The organism is Streptomyces sp. NPDC005963 (genome assembly GCF_040638655.1).
Lineage (GTDB): Bacteria > Actinomycetota > Actinomycetes > Streptomycetales > Streptomycetaceae > Streptomyces.
In genome coordinates this window covers 142,156-167,280 of record NZ_JBEXVD010000001.1, presented here as the reverse complement: position 1 = coordinate 167,280, position 25,125 = coordinate 142,156, and the positions used below count along the sequence as shown (strand labels likewise).

Below are 25,125 nucleotides of genomic sequence, written 5' to 3'. Positions count from 1 at the left end.
GACGACGACCGGACCTGCTGAGCCGACCACACGGACGCCGACCGACGGTGCGACCACTCCGCCGCCTGTCGGGTCGGCGTCAGCCGCGCTGGCAGCGCTGTCCGTGTGGCAAACCGTCGTCTCAGGCGCGCGGTTGGACTGCTCGCTCACGGAGCGACGGCCGTCCCCGTGGTGACTAGCCGGCGGTCGTTGCCGTCTCGGCGGCTCGGGTGGCGGTGGGCTCCGCGGCGGCAGGGGGTGTGCGGTAGGAGCGGAGGGGTCTGTTGAGCGCGGCGACGGCGGCGACGGCCAAGGCGGCGGAGAGGCCGCCGGTGATCAGGGAGAAGGAGGCGGAGGTGGTCGATGCCAGCAGTCCGCCACGGAAGTTGCCCAGTTCGGGGCCTGCGACGCCGATGACGTGCTCCATGGAGGAGACCCGGCCACGGTAGGCGTCCGGAGTCTCCCGTTGGATCAGGGTGCTGCGAGTGATCACCGATACGGTGTCGGCGGCTCCGGCGATCGCCAGACAGCCCAGTGCCAGCCAGAGCGGTCCCGGTAGGCCGAAGCCGGCCAGCGCGAGGCCCCAGACGCCCGCCGCGGTCAGTTGGACCATGCCGGCGCGGTGCCAGCGTGTCACCGTGCCGGAGAGCAGACCGGCTGTGATCCCTCCGACCGCGACGGCGGACAGGAGCAGACCGAGGGTCTGGGGGTCGCCGTCGAAGCGGATCTCGTTGACCAGGGGGAAGAGCGCGATCGGCATGGCCAACAGCGTTGCGCACAGGTCGGTGGCCATCACTCCCCAGAGGGTCGGGCGGCGCAGGACGATCCCCCAGCCGCCACGCTCCGCTCGACGTCGGCCGCCCGTGGTGAGGGCGCCTTCGGGTTCGACGGCAGGGAGGCGTAGCACCGCGAGCATGGACACGGCGATCGTCACGGCCTGTGCTGCATAGGCGGCGGGGAAGCCCCAGCGGGTGATGATCAGCCCGGCGAGTGCGGGGCCTGCCAACATGGCCGACTGGAAGGACACGTTGTTCAGTGCGAGACCCGCAGCAACCTGGTCGGGAGGCAGTAGCCGCACCGGGAGCGTACGTCGTGCAGGCGCGCCGAGAGCGCCGCAGGCGGCCCCCGCAGCGACCAGTGCGAGGAGCAGCAGCACGTTTCGGTTGTCGGCCACTGCCTGAGCGCACAGCCCTGCCGCAGCCAGCAGTTGGCCCACGGTGGTTGCGCGCACCACCGTGCGTCGGTCGACGGTGTCGGCCAACGTGCCGCCGAGCAGTCCGAAGAACACCATCGGCAGGCCGGTTGCGAGCCCGATCGCGCCGGTTGCCACCGGGCTACCGGTCAGGTCCCAGACCTGGGCTAGTACGGCCACGGTGGCTATCTGGCCGCCGAGTTGGGAGGCTGATGAGCCGATCCAGAGATCGCGGAAGGGCCGGCTGCTCCGGAGGGGACGGGCGTCGAGGAACCGGATCCGCGCCTTCACTGCGGTGGCTCGACGAGGTGATCGACGACCCGCTGTCGCATCGAGCGCCGTTCCAGCGCTCGCCTCAACTCCTCGACGACGGTGGTCATCGCGTAGGGGACCTCCCCGTCCAACTCGGCGACAGTCGCGTGGGTGGCACGCCACTCGGCCTCCAGGAACGGCACCAGCGAACGGCCGCGTTCGGTGAGGTCGATCTGTCGGGTGCGGGCGTCGGGTCCCGGTTCGGAGGTGACCAGCCCTTCCTTGCGCATGGCGGCGATGGTCTGGCTGATCGCCGAGTGCGAGCGATCGAGGGACTCCGCAAGCTCACGGATGGTCAGGGGACCGGTGTGGGCGAGCCGGATCAGCGGATAGGCGAATCGTGGTCGTACGCCCTTGATGCCCCGCTCGACATAGACCTGTTCGATCTCGGCGTCCATGTCGGCCAGCAGCTTGTGCAGCGAATGCCAGGGGTCGGGCAGCGCTGTCGGATCGATTCTCACAGCGCTAATATAACAGCACTGTGAGAATCGATCCCGCGCTTCGGGGGGTGTACGCCCACCGCTAATGGTCCGGGATCCGCCGGGAGGCGGCCGTGCTGGTGGAGAGCTCCCTTGCTTCCCTCCATCGCCCGATGAGGTTCCGTGATCCCCGTCAAGCACGGGTGCAGGCCGGCACGGCGACGGTCCCGACTTTCGTCCCTGCGGGTGTGGGTCGATGATGAAGAGGGGCAGATACGTTTCTCAGGAGGTCGCCCCGATGCGCAGCACTCCACCGCGCGAGGCCGAGTCCGACCATCTGCTGGCGCCAGGCAATGCCGCCCTGGTCCTCATCGACTACCAACCGCCGCAGATCTCCACGGTCCGATCCATCTACACCGGCGATCTGGTGAACAACGTCGTTGCGCTGGCCAAGACCGCCCGCACGTTTGGCCTCCCCATAGTGCTGTCCACGGTCAATGTCTCCACCGGAGTCAACGCGGACACGATCCCCCAACTGCACTCCGTGTTGGACGGCGTACGGTCCATCGACCGTACGTCGATCAATGCCTGGGAGGACGATGACTTCCTCACCGCGATACGGGCGACCGGCCGCCGGAAGCTGATCATCGGTGCGCTGTGGACCGAAGCATGTCTGCTCTTTCCCACCTTGGACGCCCTGGCCGAAGGGTACGAGGTGTATCCGGTCGTCGATGCACTGGGGGCCACGACGCGCGAGGCCCATGATGCCGCCATGGCCCGGGTGATCCAGGCCGGTGCGCGTCCCACGAGCTGGAACTCGGTGGCCTGCGAACTCCAGCGCGACTGGAACCGGTCGGAAACCGTCAAGGGCTTCCGACAGAACGCCATCGATCACCACGACGCCTGGGGCTGGTACCTCACACTGGCCGCAGGTACCAAGATGATGGGCGACTGACATGCCTGACCAAGACCTCCCAGCCCCTGACACGGGGCTGTTGCTCACCCACTTCCTCACCGTGTCCGATGTGGGGCGGTCCCGTGCGTTCTACGCGGACGTTCTCGGGGGGCACGTGGTCCTCGCGGAGAACCCGTGCATCATCAAGCTGGCCAACAGTTGGCTCATCATGAACCCAGGTGGCGGCCCCACGCCCGATAAACCGGGCATCACCCTCCACCCGCCCACCGATCCCCACACGGCCACGAGCTTCCTCAACATTCGGGTAGCGGACATCAACGCCTACTACCGACTGTGGAGTGAGAAGGGCGCAGAGTTCCTCACTCCGCCGATCGACCGTAAGGCCGAGCTGCGGTGCTACCTGCGGGATCCCGACGGGTACCTCATCGAGGTCGGCCAGGCCACCGGCCTCCTGCGGGGCGTCCTGGCCGATCCACCCGCCGGGACGGAATGACAATCCCCACGGGGTGATGCTCAGCGGCGACGAGGGGGTGTGTTGGAGAGTCACGTGGATCACCTGGAGAGGGCCGCCTTCTTACCAGGGCGGGGGTCACGGACCCTCCGCCCCGACAGTGGGGGTGTTCTGGTAGCCGGCGGCCTGGAGCATGAACATCTGCGCGTAATCGCCCTGTTGGTCCATCAGTTCCTGGTGGGATCCCGCCGCGACGATCCTTCCGCCGTCGAAGACGTAGATCCTGTCGCATCCGATGACCGAGGCTAGCCGGTGGGAGATGAGGACGGTGATCTGCCCGGAGCGCCGAGGGCCTTGAAGGACGGCCTGGTAGACGGCGTGCTCGGCTCTCGGATCCATGCTGGCGGTCGGCTCGTCGAGCAGCAGCACGGGCGCGTTCTTGTAGAGGCCGCGGGCGACGGCGATCTTCGCCCATTGCCCCGCGGAGAGTTCCTGCCCGCCTTGGAACCGCTTCGACAACAAGGCTTCCCAGGTACCGGGGAGTGCGCCGATGACCTGGTCAGCGCCGGCAGCGACCGCCGCGTCATGCGCGGCCTGGGGGTCGGCTTCGGTGATCGACCCACGGGAGACGGCGATGTTCGCCAGGGCCGTGAAGGGGTAGTGGACGGGGTCCTGGAGCACCATGGCGACGCGCTGCTGAAGTGAGACACCGTCCAACTGCCGAGCGTCGGTGCCGTTCCAAGAAACGGTGCCGGACGCCGCGTCGTACAGACCCGCGATCAGCTTGGAGCAGGTCGACTTTCCGGATCCGTTGACGCCGACGAACGCCACGGTCTCCCCGGCTCGCAGGGTCAGACTGATCCGGTCGAGCGCCGGGGTGTCCTTGTCCGGATAGGTGTAGGAAACGTCGGTGAGACGGATCTCCTCGACCTCCTCCGGAGCGGGCTGCCCGCCCCCGCGGGGCAGCAACCCCTTGCAGCGGGCCTGCACCGACAACAGATCCCCCACCCACAGGGCGTGCTCGTACACCATGTGTGACACGTTCACGAAGGTGGTCAGGGAGCGGTGACTCGACTGGATCGCGAGAACCGCTCCAGCCCCGACGGCGAGTGGGATCCAACCGCCGATCAACATCGCGCACAGTGCGGCGTACGTGATGCCGGTGCCGGCCCCGCCCGTGGCTCGCCCCGCGAGGGCGATCCTGGCCGCGCGCACCCCGAGCCGGGTGTCTTCCTGTGCGATCCGGGCGGCCAGCCTCCGGTGTTCGGACAGCAGTGCGTTCTGTGCGGTACTGGAGCGGATCTCGGCAGCTGAGTCCTGGTCGAGCAGCAGCCAGGAGAAGACGCGCACCCGACGCTGGAGGGCGTTCCACCGCATGTAGGAGTGGAAGCGGTCCCGGGCTGCGCGGACGGCGGCGGTGCCGACCGGGAGGACGGACAGCGGCAGCATGAGGATCAGCAGTGGATGCAGGAGGCCGAGTACTCCGACGGTGCCGAGGATGTCCAGGGCCGCGGCGGCGAGCGCGACGATCTGTCCGACGATCTGGCGGGCGTAGAACAGCCCCCGGTCGCTGGCCCGGTGGATGTCGTCGTGCCAGTCGGCGTCGTCGACCGCTTCCAGGCGCACGTGCGCCGCCAGATGGTAGAACTCCGACTCCAAAGCGGTCCTGATCTTCGGCGTCAGTCTCGCCTGGGCCGACTCCACCGCGGCTTCGAGGACCGCCCGCAGTGACAGCAGCACGACCACCAACAGCAGTTGGGGAAGAGCGGCGCGGACCTTGTCCGGAGTGGGTCCGGACCCGAACAGCTCGTGCAGAACGGCGACGGATGCCACCAGGCCGAACGCACTCATCGCCGCCGACGCGAGCTGGAGGACCACGACCGCGATCGTGTTGCGTCGGTCTGCCTGCCACGCGAGGGCACCGATCTGTCGAACGATCCGGGGCAGACCGTCCAGGATCTCCCGCACGCTCGCCTTCGCCGACGCTCCGTCATGGACCGCCCAGTACGCCACCTCCAGGGTGTCGGTGATGTCATCGCCTTCGGCGGGCCCGGCCGGCACCGATGCCGGGGGCAACCCCAGTACCCGTGCGTCCCGTGGCGGCGGGACCTTCCTCCCGGCGGGTCCTGCCTGACCCTCAGCCCCGCTCATCCGCGCCTCCCCACCAAGGCCACCGTTTCGAGGGCGCGGTACGGCCGGGCAAGCCTGCCCCGGGCAACCGGAGGAGCTCCGGTACAGCTCGCACAATCCATGGGCGTTCTCCTTTCCCGTCACCGCGCCCAGCGCGCGGGACGACCAGCCCACCGGGGTCGGCAACGACCGAGCTCGATGCCGACAGCTGGCACTGTCGGCAGGGCGGTTGGCTGGTATCAAGGACAACGATCCGACCCGTCCGATCGAACACATGTGTTTGAGACGGAGCGAGAACCGCATGAAAGAGCGAAAACGGGAGTCTGTACGGGCCACCGACCCGCACCAGGCCCGGGACGGCAGCAGAGCACGCAGTGGCCGAATCGCCGATGCCGATACTCATGAGGCCAAGGATTTCCGTGTGACCGGCTACCGACGCACCCGTGCGCCGTGGGACTCGTAAGTACGAGCATCTGTACGGGACCTGTGTTCGAGGCCGAACTCACCGCTGTCGAAGGCAACGCGGACGTACTGCACCGACTCGCGACTGCGTTCTGCGTTGTGTCGAACGGCGACCATTCCGGGATCAGACGGAGCCTGGAGACCGTTGATCTGATCGACCACTCCGAGGACCGCATCTCCAGTGCGGCCGACGTCACTCGTGGCAAGCCTGCACCCGATCTCTTTCTGCACGCCGCCCGCGCCATGGGAGTGGACTCCTGGACGGTGTGCGTTCATCGAGAACAGTGCCTACGGCGTGCAGGCGGCGGGGTTCGCCTGAGAAAGTCGAGCGGCGGGCGCAGGCCACGCCTCGCAGGCGCAGCGGTCCGGGCTGCTGGATGCCTGGCGTACGCGTTCATGCGGTGGCCCGTCCGCCGACACCAGCGCCCCTGGCGCCCGGGGCGGTGACGTGCGTCAGACGTCCAGCCACATCGGTTGCAGTGAGGGACCGTCATCCGAGAGGTGGATCGGCCGACCGTGGTCACGGAACCCGTGGCGTTCGTACAGCCGGCGGTTGTTGGGTGTGGATGCCTCCAAGTAGACAGGTAGATCGAGTTCCCTCGCCCGGGTCAGTCCGGACGTGAGCATCGCACTCCCCGCACCCTGGCCGCGGCGTTCCGGTCGGACCGCCATGGACTGGAGGTAGAGGTGGGGATCGTCGGGGCATCGGGCGTCGGTCTCCGTCTGAACGGACAGCAGACGGCGCGATACGGGATCGTCTTCGGCCGGCAGTCGCATCGGTTGCGGCCGGCCCGATCGGGGCATCCAGATCGAGGCACCGACGGATTCGCCGGCGGCCACCGCGAGGAGCAGCGCGTCTGCTTCGACCGCGGCACCCAGGGAGCTGCCGAACATGCTGCGCATGTGCTGGAGTCGGGTGCCTGGGTCCGGCAGGACCCAGGCCATCACGGCTTCGTCGGCGAATGCGGCGGTGCACAACGCCGCCACCTCGTCGAGTTCGGTGATCGTTGCGAGACGCGTGGTGGTGATTGGCGCGGTCATGTGCGGTCCTGCCTTTCGTCGTGCTGTTCGTGCTGTTCGTGCTGTTCGTGCGGTTCTTGCGGGGTGACGAGGAGGGTCAACCGTCGCTGGCGTGGGCGAGCGCGCTGGGGGTGAGGCGCCCGACGATCGCCGGGGCCTCGTGGACGAGCGCGTCGTCGGTGAGTGCTGCGACCATGAAGAGTGCGAAGTCCACGCGTCGCGTCATGTTGCTCGCGAGGAGCGGGGCACCGACGTGCCGGCTCCACACGGGCAGCCCCTGGCTCTCGCCCTCCTCCAGGTCGCTGCCGCGGGCCAGGGTCCATCGCCGGTCGCTGGCGAAGATCCGGCGCGCTGCCTCCACCTGGTCGTCGATGTCGATGATGCGAAGGGTCCGTCCCAGCCACGTGGCGATTCGGGCGGAGGCCGTGAACGTCCGCGAGTACCGGTCCCGATCGTCCCGGGGGACATGCCAACCGCAGGAGAAGACGAGGCGTGCGTCGGCGTCCGCGTGATCGAGTACCGCCTGCGCGGTGCCCGACGAGTAGTGCCCCGTGCCCCAGGGGACGAGCACGGTCAGCACGCCGTCGCACCCGGCGACGGCGCGTCGGATCACCTCGCGGTCGTTCGTCGGCCCGGGGACGATCGTGATCCGGTCCGCGAGTGCCGCGAGTTTGCTGACACTGCGTTCGCGACACACGCCGACCACCTCGTAACCGCGGTCCAGCGCATGGCGAACCATGTACTGCCCCAGCTTCCCCGAAGCGCCGACGATGCAGACCTTCCGTATCTGTTCCCTGCTCATCCCTCAGCTCCCACCCTCGCCCGATCAGTGAAACTTACGATGTAAGTGACGGTACACTTACGCCGTACGTTGAGCAAGGTGGCAACGGAGGACGCCCATGAGCGAGCACGGCACCGGTAGGCGCACCAAACCGAAGAGGGCGGGGCTCAGTCGGGAACGGGTGGTCACCGCCGCGATCGCGTTGGCCGACGAGAAGGGCGAGGCCGGGGTCACGATGAGGGCCCTCGCCGCTCAACTGGGCGTCGAAGCGATGTCGCTCTACAACCACGTGCGCAGTCGGGACGACATCCTCGACGGGATGGTCGATGCGGTGTTCGGCCGGATCGATCTGCCGGCCACCACAACGGACTGGAAGACGGCCGTCCGTGACCGTGCCCGATCAGCCCGGACGGTGCTCCGGGCCCACTCCTGGGCCGTCGGCCTGATGGATTCCCGCAGCCGGCCCGGTCCTGCGACCCTGCGTCACCACGATGCCGTCCTCGGCGTCCTGCGCGCGGGAGGCTTCTCCATCACGATGGCTGCGCGCGCCGTCACGGTGATCGACAGCTATGTCTACGGCTTCATCCTCCAGGAACTGAGCCTGCCCTTCACCGGTGACGACGAGCTCGACGACGTGGCAGGAGGCATCCTGCGCGAACTGCCGACCGACACCCATCCTCACCTCGCGCAACTCATCACCGAACAGTCCCTCAGGTCCGGGTACGACTACGCCGAGGAGTTCGAATTCGGACTCTCCCTCATCCTCGACGCCCTGCACCCCGACGAGGGCTGAACATCGAGAACGTCCGCGGCTCGGGCAACTGCGTCTCGCCAGGGTTGTGGTAGTGCCAGCAACAGCCTCCGTGGTCGGTTGTGGAGTGCCCGCCCGTTCGATCGACGCGACCCTGTAGGGGGTCCCGACCGGAGTGCGTACGTCGTTGGGATAGCGTCCGGTGTGGGAGGTCGTGGATGAGTTTTCGGCTGGCGGCGTACGGAGTGTGCATCGAGGGCGGACGAGTACTGCTCGCGTGTCACACGGCACCGAAGGGCGGGGCCAACTGGACCCTTCCGGGTGGCAGGGTCGAACAAGCGGAGGACCCGTTCGATGCGGTCGTCCGGGAAGTCGCGGAGGAGACCGGCTTGCAGACGGTGGTCGAACGCCTCCTCGGTGTGGACTCAAGGATCATTCCCGCAGCCGAACGCGCCGTTCCCGGCGGATCGGAGCACCAGAACGTCGGCATCTTCTATCAGATGCGTATCACCGGTGGCCGTCTCCGACCTGAACCCAACGGCGAGATCACCGAGTCGATCTGGACGCCGGTGGCCGATGTCTCCGCACTGCGCCGATCGTCGCTGGTCGACATCGGCCTCGCCCTGGCTCGAACCCTTCCGGCCACCGGCCACGTCGCTCCCGTCCCGGTCGGCGGCCTGATCCAGCACTGAGGCAACCACACCCCTCTGCTGCTTGACGGCCCCACCCGGCTTCCGCGATGCGAGCCGCCAGCCCCGTCGTTGACACCGCCGGTCCATCCGGCGCGGGCCCCCGGGGCAGGTCAACGGGCGGATGGCGCAGGAGGAACGGGCACCATCCACCGCACTGGAGCCCAACCCGAATCGATGGTCATCACCGTCGACCGACTGAACCGCTCGTGGAACGGCTGCGGTTGCGGGCTCAGCCTCCGTGGCGTTTCATAAAAGGAGGAGCGGCATCCAACCCGCCGCCGTTCAGGAGCACGATAGTTGAGGCCGTCCGGATCCAATTCCGGGCCTCCTAGCGGAGCTACGCCTTGCTCCGCAACCGCACCATCCGATTCTCAGTGGAGCGCATCGCCATGCCACAGACAGGGAATCCTCAAACCGGTCCGCTCACCCCACCGCAATTGCGCAAGTCGGGACTTCACGTACCTCAGCACGAGACGGAAGTCTCGGTGTCGTTCGCACCCGAAGAACCGCCGAAGTTCACCATCGTCGAGATCGACAGTTCGTCCACCGAAGCAAGCCTGTCCATGGCTGCGGCCACGCCCTCAAGACCGAGCAAGGACACGGAGATCAGGTTTGCACCGCAGCCGCTCCCCGATGCCCAGCCTGCACGTGTCGTCTTCGCCGGACAGGAGGCGGACCCCCTGCGCGTCTTCAATCCCGATGGCCGAAAGACCTACAACGACCGCACTTTCCCTTGGAGATGCGCATGCAGGGTGTCTTCCGGGCCGAGGAACGTGGGAAGTGGCGTTCTGATCGGTGGACGACACGTGCTGACCGCCAGTCACGTCATCGACTGGAACGCACTCACCGCGTCCGTGACGTTGAACCAGGGCGGAGTGATCGGAAGCGCCGCCGCAACGCACCTCATCGCCTTCGACAAGGTCGTCAACGTCACCTACACCAATGCGGACGACGACTACGCCATCCTCGTGCTCAACTCCAGGCTGGGCGACGGTCTGGGCATGTTGGGATGTCGGACCTACGACGCCGCTTGGGACGACGAGATCTCCAGCTGGTGGAACATCGCCTACACCTCTCAGTTCTTCCCGCCGTCCGCCAACTTCCAGACGGGATTCTTCCTCGACGAGGATGAACTCGACCTCGGAGGCGGAAGGCTGCTCGAAACCAATACGGGGGACTTCGTGAAGGGAATGTCGGGAAGTCCGGTCTTCGGATTCTGGTCCGACGGCCCGTACGTCGTGGGTGTCGTCAGTGCGGAGACCTCCGACTACAACTGGGTTGCGGGTGGTTCGAACCTCACCCGTCTCGTCAATCACGCCAGGGCGACACTGCCCTGACCGTCGCGGGGTTGCTGCGCACCGATCCCGGCCGGAGCCATGGGCCCCGGCCGGGATCGGAGTGTGTCGAGAGGATGGGCACGGGCGGCTTCGGCACCGTCCGTGCGGCGTCAGCCCTTGCTACCCGGCTTCCATCCCTTCACGATGTGACCGCTGGTCGCGATCTCGTTGGGCAGGACGTATTCGATCTTGCCGTTCTGCCACTGCCCGATGAGGTACTCGCCGCGGGGGCTGCCGTCCTTGTTCCAGCTCAAATCACCCAGGACCGTCTGGACGCTGTTGCTGCGCAACCAGTCGGCCAGGGCCTCCTGGTCATCCACGCCGCCCACGCCCTCCACTGCTGCTTGGAGCACTTGACCGGATGCGAAGGCGTCGGCCGCGTCCTCCGGTGGTAGCCCGCCGAACATCGACCGGTAGGCGGCGACGAACTCGGCGTTGCCCGGTGTCTTGGCCTGGGGCGCATGGCTGATGCTGAACATCACGCCCTCGGTGTTCTCCGCCCCGATGGCCTGCGCGTACTGCTCTCCGAGCGACGGTGCCACGATCTGGTAGAGCCAGCCCGGGGTGAAGTCCGCCTTCAGCAGGGAGCGGACGATTCCCACCCCGTCCTCGAACCCCGAACCGTTGATGACCACTTCCGGCTTGGCGGCTTTCACCCGGGCGATGATCGTGTCGAAGTTCTTGGTGTCCGCGGGGTAGGAAGTCTCGTAGACGGTCTTGACTCCGGCCTTCTCCAGGACCTCCTTCATGGTCTTCACCGCGGGGGCGGCGAACGGGTCGTCAACCGTGGGATAAGCGGCGGTCTTGGGGCGTTCGGCCTCGGGCAGGGCGGCCATCCACTTCGCGAGGGTCAGTCCGCTCTTGTCGGCGGTGGCCTGTTGGGTGAAGAACAGGTACTCGAACCCGCGGTTGAACATCTCGGGCGAGCCGCCGGCGGGCTCGACGAAGAGTTTCTTGTTGCGTTCCGCCACGGCGGACGCCGGGAGGTTCAGGAGGGACGAGTAGCTGCCGATCAGCAGATCCACCTTGTCCTTGCTGATCAGCGCGTTGTAGTCGGAGACGATGGTGTTCTGGTTGGAGGCGTCGTCCTTGATGACCAACTCGACCTTCCGACCGAGCAGACCGCCGGCGTCGTTGACCATCTTCTGCCAGACCTCGTACCCCTCCTTGGCCGCCTTGCCGGGCTGGGAGAGCGTGCCCGTCAGGGGGAGCGAGGAGCCCACGCGGATCGGACCGTCGGCCCCGCTGTCGGAGGCGTTGCCACCGCACCCCGCGACGGCGAGGATCAGTACGCCGGTGATGATCGGAGTCACGCGTCGACGGTTGACGGACTTCCTTGACATGTCATCTCTCCTGGGAGGCCGGCGGTGGGAGCAGAGCGGCGCCACGGGGAAGAGCGCCCAGTTGTCGCAGCAGATCGAGTTCGTCCGCGAAGTACCAGTGCTCGGCGATGCGGTGGTCCTCGATGCGCCACATCGCCATCTCCACGATCGCGATGCTGCGGCCCGTCGGTGGCATTCCGAACAGCACACCGGTGTGACGGGCCCGAAGGGTCCACACCGCCCACACCATGTCACCCTTGGCGATGATGTCGGTGATCTCGTCCCGGCGGTCGGAGAGTGAATCGGCGAGATAGCCGTGTCTGCCCAGTCCGGACGTCTCACTGAGCGTCTTCATGCCGATCCGCGTCACCGTGGCGCCCGGCTTCAGAAACGAGGCCCGTTCGGCGAAGACCGCGGAACGGTAGCGGCGGATGAGATCGAGGTTGTCGCGTTCCTGCTGAGTGTGGCGCGGTTCCGAGCGGTCGGTGACGAGCGTGGCGACCGAACCCTGCGGTAGGGGGAGTCGCCCCGTCATCGGGCGTCCGAGAGGACGAGTTCGATGTCCAGGGTGATGTCGACGCGGTCCGACACCACGGCGCCGCCGGCGTCCAACAAGGCTCCGAACGTGAGGCCGAAGTCACGGCGATTGATCGAGGTCGTGGCGTGGAAACCGGCGCGCGTTGCGCCCCTGTGGGTGACGAACCCGCCGAAATCAATGTCCAGACGGACCGGCCGGGAGGTGCCCTTGATCGTCAGCTCGCCGTCCACGGCGTACGGACGGTTCGGGGTGGACCCGCTGATCGAGGACCCGCTGAAGGTCATATGGGGGAACGCCTGCACATCGAGGAACTCGGGCGAGCGGATCAGTTCGTCTCGCTTGGGGTGCCCCGAGGACACACTGGCCACGGCGATGGTCGCCTCGACGGTGGACTCGACCGTCGGGTCGGCCGGGACGGTCACCCAACCGGTCACCTCGCCGAAACGACCGTAGACGGTGGCGATAGTCATGTGCCGTACGGAGAAGGCGACCCGGCTGTGCGCGGCGTCCACCTCCCACACCCCGGGCGGCACGGGGAGCTCCGTGGCCTGCGTCGCCACGGTCTGGTTCTCATACGTCATCGGTGGTGCCTCGTTTCGGTGTCTGTCGGCAGGGGGCCGGTACGGGTGCGGGTCACCGCTGTGCGGCCGGCTCGCCCGTGGTGGCCGATGCGTACCGGGGCATCACCTCGTCGATGAACAGCCGCAGCGACCGCCGGGCCACGGCCGGGTCCATCTGGCCGTACAGGAAGACGAGACTCATGTGGTCGAGTCCCACCGCCTCGTACTCGCTGATCTGCTTGGCGACGGTGTCGGGGCTGCCGATGATCATTGACTTCTCGACGAAGCCCGCCCGGTCTTCCGGAGACACGCCCACCACACTGTTCTTGAAGCCGGGTGTGCCCGGAGAACTGCTGAAGAGATTGCGGGTCATCGTGGTCAGATAGTCCAGCGGCCCCTCGACGGCCGCCGCGGCGGCTGCGTCGCTGTCCGCAACGAACACCATCTTCTGGGTGAAGGACCACTTCCGTGCATACGCGAGGGTCGCGGCGTCATGGCCGGCGGAGTCGAGGGCGGAGTGGTACAGCGCGTACCGCGTGCCGATCTCGTCGGGCAGCATCCGGCCGGTCATCAGGGGCCAACCGCGCTTGGCCGCTTGGAGGGCGCCCTCCTCGGTCAGGGCTGCGCGGGCGAACCGCGGACGGCGGTTCCAGGAGGTCGGCATGATCCGCAGGCGCAGCGTGCCCTGCGCGTGCTCGGTGCGGTACTGGAGGTCCGGGTCGTCGAGCTTCTTGTCCAAGGCGGCGTCGACCACGGCCATCACCTCCTCGGTCAGGGCGCCCCGACGCTGTGCGTCGCGCCCCAGACCGAGGTACTCCAGGGGCGATCCTCCCGACCCGATGCCGATCACACAGTTGCCCTGGGTGAGCATGTCGAGCAGATTGCACTGTTCGGCGAAGTTCAGCGGGTTCGACAGGGCGGGGACCGCGACGGACAGCACGATGGTGGAGTTGGACAGTTGGGGATACAGATAGGCACCGAAGGTGAACGGATTGCCGTAGGTGTTGTATCCGGTGAAGTGGTGGTCGGTGAGACAGATCCCCGAGAAGCCGGCCCGGTCGGCGATGACGGCTTGTTCGGTGACCGCCTTGATGACGTCCCGGTCGTGGCCGGGGCTCGGCGACTGGGCGTTGAGGTAGATCGAAAAGCGCATGGGGCGTCTCCGGGTTCCAACGAGGTCGAGCAGCGGGTTGCTTGACGGTGGCAGGGCCAGGTCCCGCTCCTCAACGACCTGTGCCATACGGCATAGCCATCGGCCCGGAGGGGTGCCGTACGGCACAACCGGTGTACTTCGATGCGCTGCCGGGGTCATGGTCTGTTCACTCGTGCCGACACCAGGAGGCGTCATGAACGCATCGTTCACGCTTGATCACGTCCGTGGGGCGCCGAAGGGGCGCAAGCTGGGCGACATCGCGTTGGCAGGGTATGGAGTCCCGGCTGACCTGCTGAAGCAGATCGCCGGCGCGCTTCCCACCGGGGTCACCGTGGTGGCCACCACCGGCGCGCACGGCGAACCGTTGGGGATGACGTCGGGGGCCGTGTGCAGCGTTTCGGCAGAGCCTCCGCTCCTGTTGAGCTGCATCAAGCGCGAGTCGTCCACCCTGTCGGCCCTTCGGGAACGGGGGGCGTTCACGGTGAACATCCTGCGCGCCGAGTCCGCCGGGGTCTCCGATCTGTTCGCCCGCCCCGGGGTCGACCGGTTCGAGGGGTTGGAGTGGACGACGACGGCCCGCGGACTGCCGGTCCTGCACCGGGACACCGTGGCCCATGCCGAGTGCACGCTGTACGACCTGATGGAGGCCGGCGACCATGTGATCGTGGTGGGACTCGTCCTCGACGGCGCCGTCAGCACGGAGGCCATGCGTCCGCTGTTGTACTTCCGGCGCAGTTACGCGGGTTGGCCGGAGCCGGATGATCCGCCGGGCGCCCGGTGAACCCGTTCGGGCTGACGACGGGAGTGTCATGGACCAGCTGCCGGGCGTCGCGGTGCCGACGGGCCCGGTCGGACACGCCGTCCGGTTCAGCTTCGTCCCGCCGTCCGCCGTCGTGACCGGTCGGCCGGTCACTGGGGTCCATGACGGGTGCGGGAGGCATCGGCTCTGCGGGTGTGACGGCTGAGGCTGTCGATGTCGTAGATCACGTAGTCGGAGCCGTCCCGGGTGACCCAGCCCCGCCGTGCGAAGCCGCTGAGTGCACGGTTTACGCGCTCGCGGGAAGCGCCGACGTGCTGGGCCAGTTCGTGCTGGCTCATGTCGAGGGTGACGCGCACCCCTTCGCTCGTGACCCGACCGAACCGCTCGGCGTGGCGCAGGAGCACCCGGGCGACCCGATTGCTGATCTCGGGGGCCAGTAGGTCCTCCATGACTTCCAGGAGGGTGTTGGCCCGGTCCACGGCGATTTGGAACACCCCTATCGCCGCCGTGTGGTGGGTGGTGATCCACCACCGCAGGGATTCGCGGTCGAACTCCACGGCGAGTGACGGCGTCATCGCGACCGCCGAGCCCAGTCGGACCTGCGCCCCGAAGGGGCTGAGGTTGCCGAACACATCGCCGGGACCCACGACGATGTAGATCTCCTGTTGGCCGGTGACGCCCGCCCGGGTGAGTTTGACCTTGCCTTCGACGAGGCAGAACACACTGCCGCCCGGCTGTCCCTCCTCGAAGATCACCTCACTGCGGGCACTGCGCCGCAAGGTTCCCCGGGCGGTCAGGTCGGCGGCGACACTCCTGGGCACATCGGTGAACAGCACGTTGTGCACCAACTGATCGATCAGCATCCGCGGTTCCACCGGGCACCCCTTCGGCCTGTACGTCCGACGTCCTGGCGGACCGTGTTCGATGCGGGCCGCGGGTCCCTCGCCGTGATCCCCGTGAACAGCGGCCGCGAAGCTCGCGACGGCCTCCGTCCGCCTCGGGGTCGACTCGTCCGCCCGGCACGGTGGCGGTCAGCTGGCGGGCCCGGGGTTCCGTTTCGTTGCTCCCGCAGCGGTGGGGACGGGCGTTCGCGAGCAGTCACATTCGGTCTCCGATCCATGGGTCCTGGTCGTCTCAATGCGTGGGACGGCTCACTCGTGCGTACATGACGGTCGAGTTGCTGGGGCATCAGATCTTTAAGTTGTATCCGATCGTGGCTTAAATAAGGCCATTGATCCTGAAATTTCGCTGGGTATTGCGTCGAATGGATCCAACGATTAGCGTTCGCTGAACGTGCCGCTCAAGCAGCGGAGAGGGATCACTTCATGGTTCACCGGTCAGATTCCATACTGGCGGCTGCTGCCCGGACCGCACCGGCATCGCAACCCGACGCCCGGCCCGCCGAGTCCGCGCGGATTCCGCACTGCGGAGTCGGTGCACCGCTCTCCTCCGTGGCCGTCCCACCCCATTCCGCCCGCAGCGGCCGTGCGTCGTGCGTGATCACCACCGAGTTCGGTTGAGAACCCGGAGCTCGGTAGTCGTCTGCCCGGCCACACCCTCCTCGTGCCCGGTCCACCCCGGACCGTTTCCCAATCCACGTACCGAACCACCACCCGCATGTGCAACGGAGGTAGCGACATGTCGTTGCAGGAGTTCCTGCCCACGCCACAGTTCGACGAGTACAAGGATTTCTTCAAGGACTTCTTCACCCTCGACCGTCGAGAGGACGGCGTGCTCCTGGCACGAGCCCACACCCGGGGGGACTCGGTCCAACTCAACGTACAGAACCATCGGGCCCTCGGTCAGTTCCTCAAGACCGTGGGCGCCGACCCGCAGAACGAAGTGCTCATCCTGACCGGGACCGGCCGCGACTGGATGATGGGTTCGGACCCCACGGGCTTCGAGTTGGAGGAGGAGGACCTGGAGTACTGGGCCTACGAGTACGCCTACAAGGACGGCCGCATCAACGTCAGCGCCATGGTGAACGACCTTGAGATACCCACCATCGGTCTGTTCAACGGCGACGGGTACCACTCCGAGGTGCTCCTGATGTGCGATCTGACGCTGATGGCCGAGGACGCGCACATCTACGATCTGCACTACGGCATCAGCTCGGTACCGGGCGACGGGATCCACAACGCCTTCCAGGAACTCCTCGGCGTCAAACGCGCGGCGTACGCCCTGCTCACCGGTGAATCCTTCGACGCCCGCACCGCACTGGAGTACGGGATGGTCAATGAGGTCCTCCCGGCCGACCAACTCGTCGACCGTGCCTACACCATCGCCGACCACATCATGACCCAGCCGCGCACCATTCGCCGTCTGACCACCCAGATCGTCCGCCGCCCCTGGAAGAAGCGCATCCTGGACGACCTCGACGGCGGGTTCGGCATCCAGATGTTCGGCCACCTCGCCAAGGGCAAGGCGGTACACAGCAACGAACACATCTCGGGCACCGGCAACTACGTACGGGAGGGCCGCCGCACCCCCTTCGACTGACCGCCCGCGCACGAGCCACAGGAACCGTACGTACCCTACGTACCGCACGAGTTGAGCCACACCTCCCACGGGCATGCCACCGGCCTCATCGCCCGAGGTCGGTGAGCCGGCGCACGCCGCCGACCGCCGTTGCCGCAGCCAAGCGCCAGAACGTCCCGCCCCGCACCGCGGAGGCGCTCGCAGGCCCCGGCCCGTCCGTAGTCCGGCGATACGGCCAGGGCCCTGCCAGCCCAGCAGCCCCCTTCGCTGTTCGAGCCGCAGATACCCAGCGAAACCCACCGGTGGTGGGGCATTGAGCCGCTCCTTCCCCCCTCCCACCCCCGTGACAGGACATACCGCACCGATGCACACCATGGTGATCCGGGAGGCCCCATGAGGCGGAACCCACGAAGAATCCGATGGACCACGGTCGCGCTCGCCGCCGCCGTCACACTGGTCGCCAGCGCTTGCGGTGGTGGCCCCTCCGCACAGGACGGTGACTCGCCGCTCCTGGTGGGCACCTCCCTGCCGCTGACCGGCCAGTTCTCCCAGCCCGGTACCGAAGCCAAGCGCGGGTACGAGGTCTGGCAGGCAACGGTGAACGAACGGGGCGGCCTCTTGGGGCGCCAGGTGAAGCTCGTCGTCAAGGACGACTCCTCCAACCAGAACACCGTGGTCGCCGACTACAACGCCCTCATCAGCCGGGACAAGGTCGATCTCCTGCTGGGCAGCTTCTCCTCGCTGTTGAACCTGCCCGCGTCGGTGGTGGCCGAACGGAACAAGATGCTCTTCGTCGAGCCGGCCGGCGGGTCGCCCGAGATGTTCGACCGGGGATTCAAGTACCTGATCTACAGCCAGCAGGGAACCGCCGACCGGCAAGGCGTCGCGTTCGCGGAGTGGATCGCCGGTCTTCCCGAGGGCAAGCGCCCCGAGACGGCGGCCTACCCGGTGTTGGACGACCCCTTCGCCAAACCCAATGTCCAGGGCATCCGGAAGATCCTGGAGAAGGCGGGCATCAAAACCGTGTACTCGACCACCTATGCGCCCGACACCAAGAACTTCGACACGATCGTCACCCGGATCAAGGCCGCAGAACCCGATCTCGTGGTGCAGGGGGCCGTCTTCGAGGACGGTGTCGGACTGGTGCGCTCGATGCGCAAGGCGAACGTCACCACGCCCTGGTTCTACCAGACCACCGCCCCCTCGATGGGCCACCAGTACGCCGAGGGCATCGGCGCCGAGAACACCGAAGGCATCCTCTACGCGATCAGCCACGTCCCCGCGGCGAAGACCCCGGGCAACGCGGAGTTCGTCGCCGAGTACCAGGACATGTTCGGCCAGGAGCCGACCGAAGACGCCGCGGACGCCTTCGCCGCAGGCCAGGTCCTCGAAGCCGCCGCCCAAGGCATGGGCAGCATGGACGACCAACTGGCACTGGCCGACTGGCTGCGCAAGAACACCGTCGAGACGATCCTGGGCGAGCTCTCCTGGAACGCCGACGGCAGCCCCAAGGGCGAGTTCCTGGTGGGGCAGTGGCAGAACGGCAAGACCGAGGTCGTGCTGCCCAAGGAGGTCGCCACCAGCGACCGCATCGTCGAAGGCTGGCGACCGGGAGGTGCAGGACGATGACGGAACTCCTCCAGAACCTGGCCCTCGGCACCCTCCTCGGCGGTGTCTACGCCCTCACCGCCAGTGGTCTCACGCTCATCTTCGGGGTCATGCGGGTCATCAACATCGCCCACGGCGCGTTTCTGGTGCTCGCGGGCTTCCTGACCTACACCCTCTGGTCGGAACTGGGCATCGATCCGCTGCTGGGCATCCTGATCACCACCCCGGTGATCTTCGCGATCGGCTGGGTCACCTACACCGTCACCGTCCGGCCGATCCGCACCGCCCCCATGGCGTCCACCGTACTGCTGACCTTCGGCCTCGCCCTCGTCATCGAAGCCGTCATGGGCATGGTGTGGGGCAACAACTCGATGGCGATCAGGCCCGGCTACGCCGATGAGTCCTTCACCGTCGGCTCCGTCTTCCTGCCCAAGACCCTGCTGTACGGGGGGCTGGTCGCGGTCGGTGTCCTCACCGCACTCGGACTGATCCTCACCAAGACCTGGCTCGGCCGTGCGATCCGCGCAGCCGCGGTCAACCCATCGGGCGCGGAGCTGGTGGGGATCAAGGTGGCCTCGGTCGCCGCACTCGTCTTCGCGTTGGGCATCTCTGCCGCGGGCGCCGGCGGTGCGATCACCGGAGTGCTGTACCCCTTCGTTGCCGGCTCCCACTACGCGTGGATCGCCCGGCTCCTGGCCATCGTGGTACTGGGCGGGATGGGCAGTCTCAACGGAGCCATGATCGGTGCGGTGCTCTTCGGGCTCGCGGAAACCTTCACCGCGTCCTACGTCTCCACCTCCTGGGCCACCGCCGTGCCCTACGCCGTCGTCTTCGCCATCTTGCTCGTCAGGCCCCAGGGCCTTCTGGGTTCCCGCCTCCGTCAGGATGTGAGCACCGCATGACCACGCCGACTTCCCCGCCCGCGTACACCGTGTGGATCGCGCGGCTGCTGCCCGCGATCGCGGGTCTGGCACTGCTGCTGTTCCCCGTCCTGTCCGACGACGCCTATTACCAGAACATGATCATCTTGTCGCTGGTCTTCGCCGTCGGTGCGAGCGGGCTCAACCTCATCACCGGATTCGCCGGCTACGTGTCCCTCGGCCAGGGCGCGTTCATCGGGCTCGGCGGATACACAATCGGCGTGTTGGCGACCAGGGTCGAATCGGTGACGCCCTGGGTCTGGGTGCCCGTCGCCGGTCTGGTCGCCGCGGCCGTCGCGGTACTCCTCGGGCTGGTGTCCCTCCGCTCCCGCGGGCCGTCGTTCGTGATCATTACCGTCGCCTTCCTCTCGCTCGTCCAAGTGGTCGCGATCAACTGGGGCAGCCTCACCAACAGCACCGCCGGACTCACCCTGCCCCTGCCCGACTGGGACCCCGACCTGATCAACTGGCCCTTCTACTACGCCCTCCTGGCGATCCTCGCCGTACAACTGCTGATGACCTGGTGGATCAGGCGCACCAAACTCGGCATGGGACTCATCGCGATCCGGGAGGACGAGACCAGGGCCGCCACCATCGGGATCAACCTGCCGGTGCAGAAGGTCCTGGCGTTCGCCGCCAGCAGCGTGCTCGTCGGCATGGCCGGGGCCGTGTACGGCTACTACCTGACCTTCATCGACCCCCTCGGCATGTTCAACATCCTGATCAGCGTCCAGATCGTCCTCTCGCTCCTGATCGGCGGCAAGGCGACCCTGTGGGGACCGGTGCTCGGCGCCTTCATCGTCGAACCCCTCAACGAGATGGCCAACAACGACTTCGGCGGCGGCAACAGTCGACTCCTGCTCTTCGGAGGGCTGCTGGTGCTCGTCGTCATGTTCCTGCCCCAGGGCATCCTCCCCTCCCTCAAGTCGCTGCTGGACAAGCGACGCAAGGCCGGCACGGCGGGACTGGTCGGAGCGCGCATCGCCGCCGGTGGCACCCTGCCGGCCTCCCTGACCGCGAGCCGGACGCCCACCGTCCGAGCACAGACCCCCCGGCCCCTGCTGGAGGTGCGCGGACTCGTCAAACACTTCGGCGGCGTCAAGGCCGTGGACGGATGCTCGTTCTCCGTCCCCGAGGGCTCGATCACCGCACTCATCGGCCCCAACGGCTCGGGCAAGACCACGGTCTTCAACCTCATCGACAACACCATCCCGCCCGACGCCGGACAGATCCTCTTCGACGGCGCACCCATCGAGGGGCTCCCCTCCTGGGAGCGGGCCCACCGCGGCCTGGGACGCACCTTCCAGATCACCCGGCTCTTCCCCGCCATGACCGTGTTGGAGAACGTGGTCGCCCCCCAGCGGTCGCACTCGCTCAGGGGTCTCGGTCGCATCGCGGTCAGTGGCCCCGAAGCCAAGGCCGCGGAAGAACTCCTGGAGTTCGTCGGCATGCGCGCCTTCAAGGACCAACCGGCCGCAGCCCTCTCGTACGGTCAGCAGAAGCTCGTCGAACTCGCGCAGATCCTGATGCTCGACCCTAAGTTGATCATGCTCGACGAACCGGCGGGCGGTATCAACCCCGTACTCATCGAGCGCATCGGGGAGATGATCCGCGAACTCAATTCCTACGGGAAGACGTTCCTCATCGTCGAGCACAACATGCCCTTCATCATGGGCCTGTGCGACCCCGTCCACGTCCTGGCGCGCGGTGCCACCATGGCGACCGGAACGCCCGACGAGATCCAACGCGACCCGGCCGTCCTTGAGGCGTACCTCGGCGACGACTACCAGCCCGAACCCGAAGGAGTGCGGTGATGTTGCGATTGCGCGGCGTGGTGGCCGGGTACGGCGGGGGCGATGTGTTGCAAGGCGTGGACATCGTCGTCGAGAAGGGAGCCGTGGCCTGCATCGTCGGGCCCAACGGGGCGGGCAAGTCGACCGTGCTGCGAACGGTCAGCGGACTGCTCACCCCACGGCTCGGCGAGGTCACCCTCCAGGACAAACGCATCGACCAGTCGGCCCCCGGGGAGATCCTGCGCTGCGGGGTCTCCCAGGTCCCGCAGGCCAATGCGCTCTTCCCCAACCTGACCGTACGAGAGAACGTCCTCCTCGGCGGATACATCATCCGCCGGGACCGCACACTGGTCCGCAAGCGCTACCAGCAGGTGGCCGAGCTCTTTCCGATCGTCGCCGACCGGGCGGGGGACAAGGCGGGCAACCTGTCCGGCGGTCAACGCCGACTGGTGGAATTCGCGCGGTCCCTGATGCTCGATCCGGTGCTCCTGCTGCTCGACGAACCGTCCGTCGGGCTCGACCCCAAGGCGCTGCAAATCATCCACGACTCCGTGACCCTGCTGCGGGACAGCGGCAAGACGATCCTGATCGTCGAACAGAACGTCCGCTTCGGGATGCGGATGGCGACCGACGGCATCGTCATGGAGAGCGGCCGTGTCGTCGCCCAACGCCCCACCCGGGAACTGCTCGCCGACGCCGACCTCGCACGGATGTACTTCGGGGGCACCGGCACCACGACGGAGACCACCGGCGCTCAGGGGCCCGGGAGCCCGGCTGCGGAACACCCCTGATGAACAGCCCTTCTCCACGGGGAGTGCCGGGCCCTCGGGTGCATCACCCGCCCGCCGTCGGGGGCTTCGACGTCCGGTCCGCATCGATGACCGCGGGCACGCCGGTCGGCACTGCGGTTCCCGGGTGACCGGCCGGGTGCCGCGCTCGGCCCGTGCGGGGTCGTTGTTGCGGAGCGCCGCCTTCGTCAGCACCTTCGACCGGTTTGCGATGCCACCGATGCTGGTCGCCATCGCCGTCGAGTTCGACGCCTCGCTGGTGTCCGTGGTCAACGCCGCGGGCGTCTACTTCCTGGCCTACGGTCTGATGCAACCGGTGTGGGGGCTGGCGTCCGATCGCATCGGATTGGTGCGGACGATGCGGTTGACGCTGCTGCTGGCCGCGGTCGCCACGGTCGCGGGGACGTTCGCAACGTCCCCGTGGTCGTGGGGCGTGGCCCGCGGACTGACGGGTGCCTGCTTCAGCGCGGCCATTCCCGCGGCACTGATCTACCTCGGTGACACCGTGCCGGCCCCGCTGCGCCAACGGGAGATCGCCGGGCTGATGACGGGCGTCGCCGTGGGCACCGCGCTCGCCTCGGCATCCGCAGGGGTCTTGGCGCAGTACACCTCGTGGAAGGTCCCGTTCCTGGTGACGGGCGCCATGGCGGTGCTCCTCGCCATCGCCCTCCGCCGGTTGCCCGAACCACCCCGCTCACGGGCCGGACAGCCCGTGAGCGTCTCGTGGGGCAGGGTGTGGCGGTCGAGGCCGGCCCGTCTCGTTCTGCTCCTGGTGTTCGTCGAGGGAGCGGCCCTGCTCGGCGCCTTCACCCTGATTCCGCCGGCGGTCGAGGCGGCCGGAGCGAGCACCACCGTGGCCGGCGCGGTGACGGCGGCCTACGGCGTCGCGGTGCTTCTGGCGGCTCCGCTGGTGGGTCGGCTGTCCCGCCGCACCCCCACCTCGCACCTCATCGTGCTCGGTGCCGTCGCGGCGACCCTGGCCTGCGTGCTGGTCGCCGTTTCCCGTACCCCCGCGGTGGCCGTCGCCGGTGCAGCACTGCTCGGAGTCGCATGGGCGGCGATGCACTCGTCGTTGCAGACGTGGGCCACCGAGGTGTTGCCGGAGGCCCGTTCCCTGGTGGTTTCGCTGTTCGCGGGCGCTCTCTTCCTCGGCAGCGCGGTGGGTACGGTGTCGGTCGGCGAACTCGCCGAGGCGGGCCGCTACTCGGGCATCTACTGGGGAGCGGCGGCGCTCTGCCTCGTGCTCGGCGTCTGCGCGTCCCGGGGCCGTGCCGACTGGAGACGTCCGGAAGGAGGGCCGAGCGGGTGACGCACTCCCATGCCGTGCGTCAGTACGATGGCCCCACCCCAACGCACAGCAGGTTCCGAAGGCGGAACGCACGGCGGGTTTCCAAGGCGGGAGGTTGACGGGCATGACGGACCAGAACAACGGCGGTGCCGATCAGCACCCCCGTCGACGCGGCCAGGGCGAGTTGGAAGCCCAGGTCCTCACCGCACTGCGGCGGGCCACCGAACCGGTGAACGGTGCCTGGGTCCAAGAGAGCCTCGGCGGGGACCTCGCGTACACGACGGTGATCACCATCCTGACGCGGCTGCACGCGAAGGGCGTGGTCAACCGGGCCCGGGCCGGACGCTCGTTCCAATGGACACCGGCGACGGACGAAGCCGGACTCGCCGCCTTGCGGATGCGTCGCGTGCTGGACGAAGAGGGAGACCGCGAAGCGGTCCTGGCGAGTTTCGTCACCGCGCTCTCACCCGGCGACGAACGGTTGCTGCGGGACCTGCTGGCACAGAGCGCAGGGGAAGAGGAAGACTGAACCCATGGGGGTCTTCGTCTTCCTGCCGCTGGTGCTGCCGCTCACCGCCTGGCCCATCGCACGCCTGGCCGAACAGCACCTCCACCCGCGCGTCGCGACCCGGTTGCTGACCGGTGTGGCGGGCGTCCTGGCAGTCTGCAGCACCCTGTGCCTCGCACTGCTCGTCGTCGTGGGGACCGCCCAACTCCCCGGCAACCCACTGCCGGACGGCTGGTCCGACCCCGAGGTCCGCGCCGCGGTGCCCTACGACGAGTTGGCGGGGAAGGCTTCCATCCCCGCACTCCTGGCCCTGATCATCGCCTGTACGAGGACGGGGTGGCGTCACCATCGTGTGCGCCGTCGTGCGGAGCGGGTGCTGGCCGAACTTCCCCCCGGCCCGGACCCGGTCGTGGTGCTCCCCGACGACGCCCCCTATGCGTACGCGCTACCGGGCCGACCCGGCCGGATCGTGGTGAGCTCGGGGATGCTGGCCGAACTCACCCCAGCCGAGCGCCGCGCGCTCCTGGCACACGAGGGCGCCCATCTGGCCGCTCGGCACCACCGGTTTCTCCTCGTCGTGTGGCTCGCCGCCCGTGCCAACCCGTTTCTGAGGCCCCTGCGCACCGCCGTTGCCTACACCGCCGAGCGGTGGGCGGACGAGAGCGCCGCCGAAGCCGTCGGGAGCCGCCGCACGGTGGCGCGGGCCGTCGGCAAGGCGGCCCTCGTCACGCGCGAAGCCCCCTTCGCCACGATCGCGGGGTTCGCCACCGCAGGGCCGGTTCCGCGCCGGGTGGCCGCCCTGCTGAGGCCGGCCCCCGCGGTGCGCCTCTGGCCGCCCGTCTTCACCCTGGCGGGCCTGGCCGCCTGGGCGGCTGCGGTGGGCACCACGGCCTCCGCCCTGTCCTCCGCGAACTCGGCCTTCACGCTCTTCTTCATCCTGAAGGCCGCGACCCCCATGTAGCAGTAC

General features: G+C 67.8%; 25 protein-coding genes. 15 read left to right on the top strand and 10 right to left on the bottom strand.

The features are described 5' to 3' along the window. Positions 1-175 precede the first annotated feature (175 nt). Both ABZ348_RS00620 and ABZ348_RS00615 read right to left on the bottom strand, forming a co-directional pair. Entirely contained in the window at positions 176-1,462 is a 1,287-nt protein-coding gene (locus tag ABZ348_RS00620) for an MFS transporter (RefSeq protein WP_358927831.1), read from the bottom strand. After that, complete coding sequence (locus tag ABZ348_RS00615) at positions 1,459-1,944, bottom strand: MarR family transcriptional regulator (protein WP_358927829.1); 486 nt, start codon at positions 1,942-1,944, stop codon at positions 1,459-1,461. The genes ABZ348_RS00620 and ABZ348_RS00615 overlap by 4 nt, the downstream gene beginning before the upstream one ends. 256 nt (positions 1,945-2,200) lie before the next feature. On the opposite strand from ABZ348_RS00615, the gene ABZ348_RS00610 reads away from it, so the two are divergent. After that, the gene (locus ABZ348_RS00610; RefSeq protein ID WP_358927827.1) at positions 2,201-2,857 is read left to right on the top strand and encodes a hydrolase; all 657 of its coding nucleotides are present in this window, start codon (positions 2,201-2,203) and stop codon (positions 2,855-2,857) included. A gap of 1 nt (position 2,858) precedes the next feature. Further along, positions 2,859-3,311, top strand: coding sequence for a VOC family protein (locus ABZ348_RS00605; RefSeq protein WP_358927826.1), 453 nt, complete (start codon positions 2,859-2,861; stop codon positions 3,309-3,311). Positions 3,312-3,407: 96 nt separating this feature from the next. Here ABZ348_RS00605 and ABZ348_RS00600 read toward each other — a convergent pair whose 3' ends face one another. Continuing rightward, positions 3,408-5,420, bottom strand: a complete 2,013-nt coding sequence (locus ABZ348_RS00600; protein ID WP_358927824.1) for an ATP-binding cassette domain-containing protein — start codon at positions 5,418-5,420, stop codon at positions 3,408-3,410. Between the two features lie 429 nt (positions 5,421-5,849). On the opposite strand from ABZ348_RS00600, the gene ABZ348_RS00595 reads away from it, so the two are divergent. Further along, positions 5,850-6,308, top strand: a complete 459-nt coding sequence (locus tag ABZ348_RS00595; protein ID WP_358927822.1) for an HAD family hydrolase — start codon at positions 5,850-5,852, stop codon at positions 6,306-6,308. 6 nt (positions 6,309-6,314) lie between these two features. On the opposite strand, the gene ABZ348_RS00590 is transcribed toward ABZ348_RS00595, so the two are convergent. Together ABZ348_RS00590 and ABZ348_RS00585 are read right to left on the bottom strand one after the other, a co-directional pair. Next, entirely contained in the window at positions 6,315-6,902 is a 588-nt protein-coding gene (locus tag ABZ348_RS00590) for a GNAT family N-acetyltransferase (protein ID WP_358927820.1), read from the bottom strand. A gap of 76 nt (positions 6,903-6,978) precedes the next feature. Then, entirely contained in the window at positions 6,979-7,683 is a 705-nt protein-coding gene (locus tag ABZ348_RS00585) for an NAD(P)H-binding protein (RefSeq protein ID WP_358927818.1), read from the bottom strand. A gap of 97 nt (positions 7,684-7,780) precedes the next feature. Here ABZ348_RS00585 and ABZ348_RS00580 point away from each other — a divergent pair, with 97 nt between their 5' ends. From ABZ348_RS00580 to ABZ348_RS00570, 3 genes are all read left to right on the top strand, one after another. Beyond that, positions 7,781-8,455, top strand: a complete 675-nt coding sequence (locus ABZ348_RS00580) for a TetR/AcrR family transcriptional regulator (protein ID WP_358927816.1) — start codon at positions 7,781-7,783, stop codon at positions 8,453-8,455. A 176-nt stretch (positions 8,456-8,631) separates the two neighbouring features. Beyond that, positions 8,632-9,105, top strand: a complete 474-nt coding sequence (locus ABZ348_RS00575) for an NUDIX domain-containing protein (protein WP_358927814.1) — start codon at positions 8,632-8,634, stop codon at positions 9,103-9,105. A 485-nt stretch (positions 9,106-9,590) separates the two neighbouring features. Then, the gene (locus ABZ348_RS00570) at positions 9,591-10,442 is read left to right on the top strand and encodes a trypsin-like peptidase domain-containing protein (RefSeq protein ID WP_358927812.1); all 852 of its coding nucleotides are present in this window, start codon (positions 9,591-9,593) and stop codon (positions 10,440-10,442) included. Between the two features lie 110 nt (positions 10,443-10,552). Here ABZ348_RS00570 and ABZ348_RS00565 read toward each other — a convergent pair whose 3' ends face one another. From ABZ348_RS00565 to ABZ348_RS00550, 4 genes are read right to left on the bottom strand one after another with little or no spacing between them, the layout of a single operon-like run. Further along, complete coding sequence (locus ABZ348_RS00565; protein ID WP_358927810.1) at positions 10,553-11,785, bottom strand: amino acid ABC transporter substrate-binding protein; 1,233 nt, start codon at positions 11,783-11,785, stop codon at positions 10,553-10,555. Position 11,786: 1 nt separating this feature from the next. After that, positions 11,787-12,299, bottom strand: coding sequence for an ester cyclase (locus ABZ348_RS00560; RefSeq protein ID WP_358927808.1), 513 nt, complete (start codon positions 12,297-12,299; stop codon positions 11,787-11,789). Then, positions 12,296-12,883: a YceI family protein gene (locus ABZ348_RS00555; protein WP_358927806.1), complete on the bottom strand. Its 588-nt coding sequence runs from the start codon at positions 12,881-12,883 to the stop codon at positions 12,296-12,298. The genes ABZ348_RS00560 and ABZ348_RS00555 overlap by 4 nt, the downstream gene beginning before the upstream one ends. A gap of 52 nt (positions 12,884-12,935) precedes the next feature. Then, positions 12,936-14,015, bottom strand: coding sequence for an LLM class flavin-dependent oxidoreductase (locus ABZ348_RS00550; protein WP_358927804.1), 1,080 nt, complete (start codon positions 14,013-14,015; stop codon positions 12,936-12,938). Between the two features lie 193 nt (positions 14,016-14,208). Between ABZ348_RS00550 and ABZ348_RS00545 the strand changes: the two genes are divergently transcribed. Further along, complete coding sequence (locus tag ABZ348_RS00545; protein ID WP_358927802.1) at positions 14,209-14,796, top strand: flavin reductase family protein; 588 nt, start codon at positions 14,209-14,211, stop codon at positions 14,794-14,796. 128 nt (positions 14,797-14,924) lie between these two features. Here ABZ348_RS00545 and ABZ348_RS00540 read toward each other — a convergent pair whose 3' ends face one another. Further along, the gene (locus ABZ348_RS00540; RefSeq protein WP_358927800.1) at positions 14,925-15,638 is read right to left on the bottom strand and encodes a Crp/Fnr family transcriptional regulator; all 714 of its coding nucleotides are present in this window, start codon (positions 15,636-15,638) and stop codon (positions 14,925-14,927) included. 775 nt (positions 15,639-16,413) lie between these two features. On the opposite strand from ABZ348_RS00540, the gene ABZ348_RS00535 reads away from it, so the two are divergent. The 8 genes from ABZ348_RS00535 to ABZ348_RS00500 all read left to right on the top strand — a co-directional run bounded on the left by ABZ348_RS00535 (position 16,414) and on the right by ABZ348_RS00500 (position 25,119). Then, entirely contained in the window at positions 16,414-17,274 is an 861-nt protein-coding gene (locus tag ABZ348_RS00535) for an enoyl-CoA hydratase/isomerase family protein (protein ID WP_358927798.1), read from the top strand. 372 nt (positions 17,275-17,646) lie between these two features. After that, positions 17,647-18,882 carry an amino acid ABC transporter substrate-binding protein gene (locus ABZ348_RS00530; protein ID WP_358927796.1) on the top strand — a complete coding sequence of 412 codons (1,236 nt, stop codon included), beginning with the start codon at positions 17,647-17,649 and terminating at the stop codon, positions 18,880-18,882. Continuing rightward, positions 18,879-19,763, top strand: coding sequence for a branched-chain amino acid ABC transporter permease (locus ABZ348_RS00525; RefSeq protein WP_358927794.1), 885 nt, complete (start codon positions 18,879-18,881; stop codon positions 19,761-19,763). The genes ABZ348_RS00530 and ABZ348_RS00525 overlap by 4 nt, the downstream gene beginning before the upstream one ends. Continuing rightward, positions 19,760-21,595, top strand: coding sequence for a branched-chain amino acid ABC transporter ATP-binding protein/permease (locus ABZ348_RS00520; protein WP_358927792.1), 1,836 nt, complete (start codon positions 19,760-19,762; stop codon positions 21,593-21,595). The genes ABZ348_RS00525 and ABZ348_RS00520 overlap by 4 nt, the downstream gene beginning before the upstream one ends. Continuing rightward, positions 21,595-22,365 (top strand): ATP-binding cassette domain-containing protein, encoded by a 771-nt coding sequence (locus ABZ348_RS00515; protein WP_358927790.1) that lies wholly within the window; start codon positions 21,595-21,597, stop codon positions 22,363-22,365. The genes ABZ348_RS00520 and ABZ348_RS00515 overlap by 1 nt, the downstream gene beginning before the upstream one ends. 124 nt (positions 22,366-22,489) lie before the next feature. Next, the gene (locus ABZ348_RS00510; protein WP_358927788.1) at positions 22,490-23,671 is read left to right on the top strand and encodes an MFS transporter; all 1,182 of its coding nucleotides are present in this window, start codon (positions 22,490-22,492) and stop codon (positions 23,669-23,671) included. Between the two features lie 103 nt (positions 23,672-23,774). Continuing rightward, positions 23,775-24,179: a BlaI/MecI/CopY family transcriptional regulator gene (locus ABZ348_RS00505; RefSeq protein ID WP_358927786.1), complete on the top strand. Its 405-nt coding sequence runs from the start codon at positions 23,775-23,777 to the stop codon at positions 24,177-24,179. 4 nt (positions 24,180-24,183) lie between these two features. Continuing rightward, on the top strand, positions 24,184-25,119 hold the full coding sequence (locus tag ABZ348_RS00500; protein ID WP_358927784.1) for a M56 family metallopeptidase: 936 nt from the start codon (positions 24,184-24,186) through the stop codon (positions 25,117-25,119). The last annotated feature ends 6 nt before the right edge of the window (positions 25,120-25,125 follow it).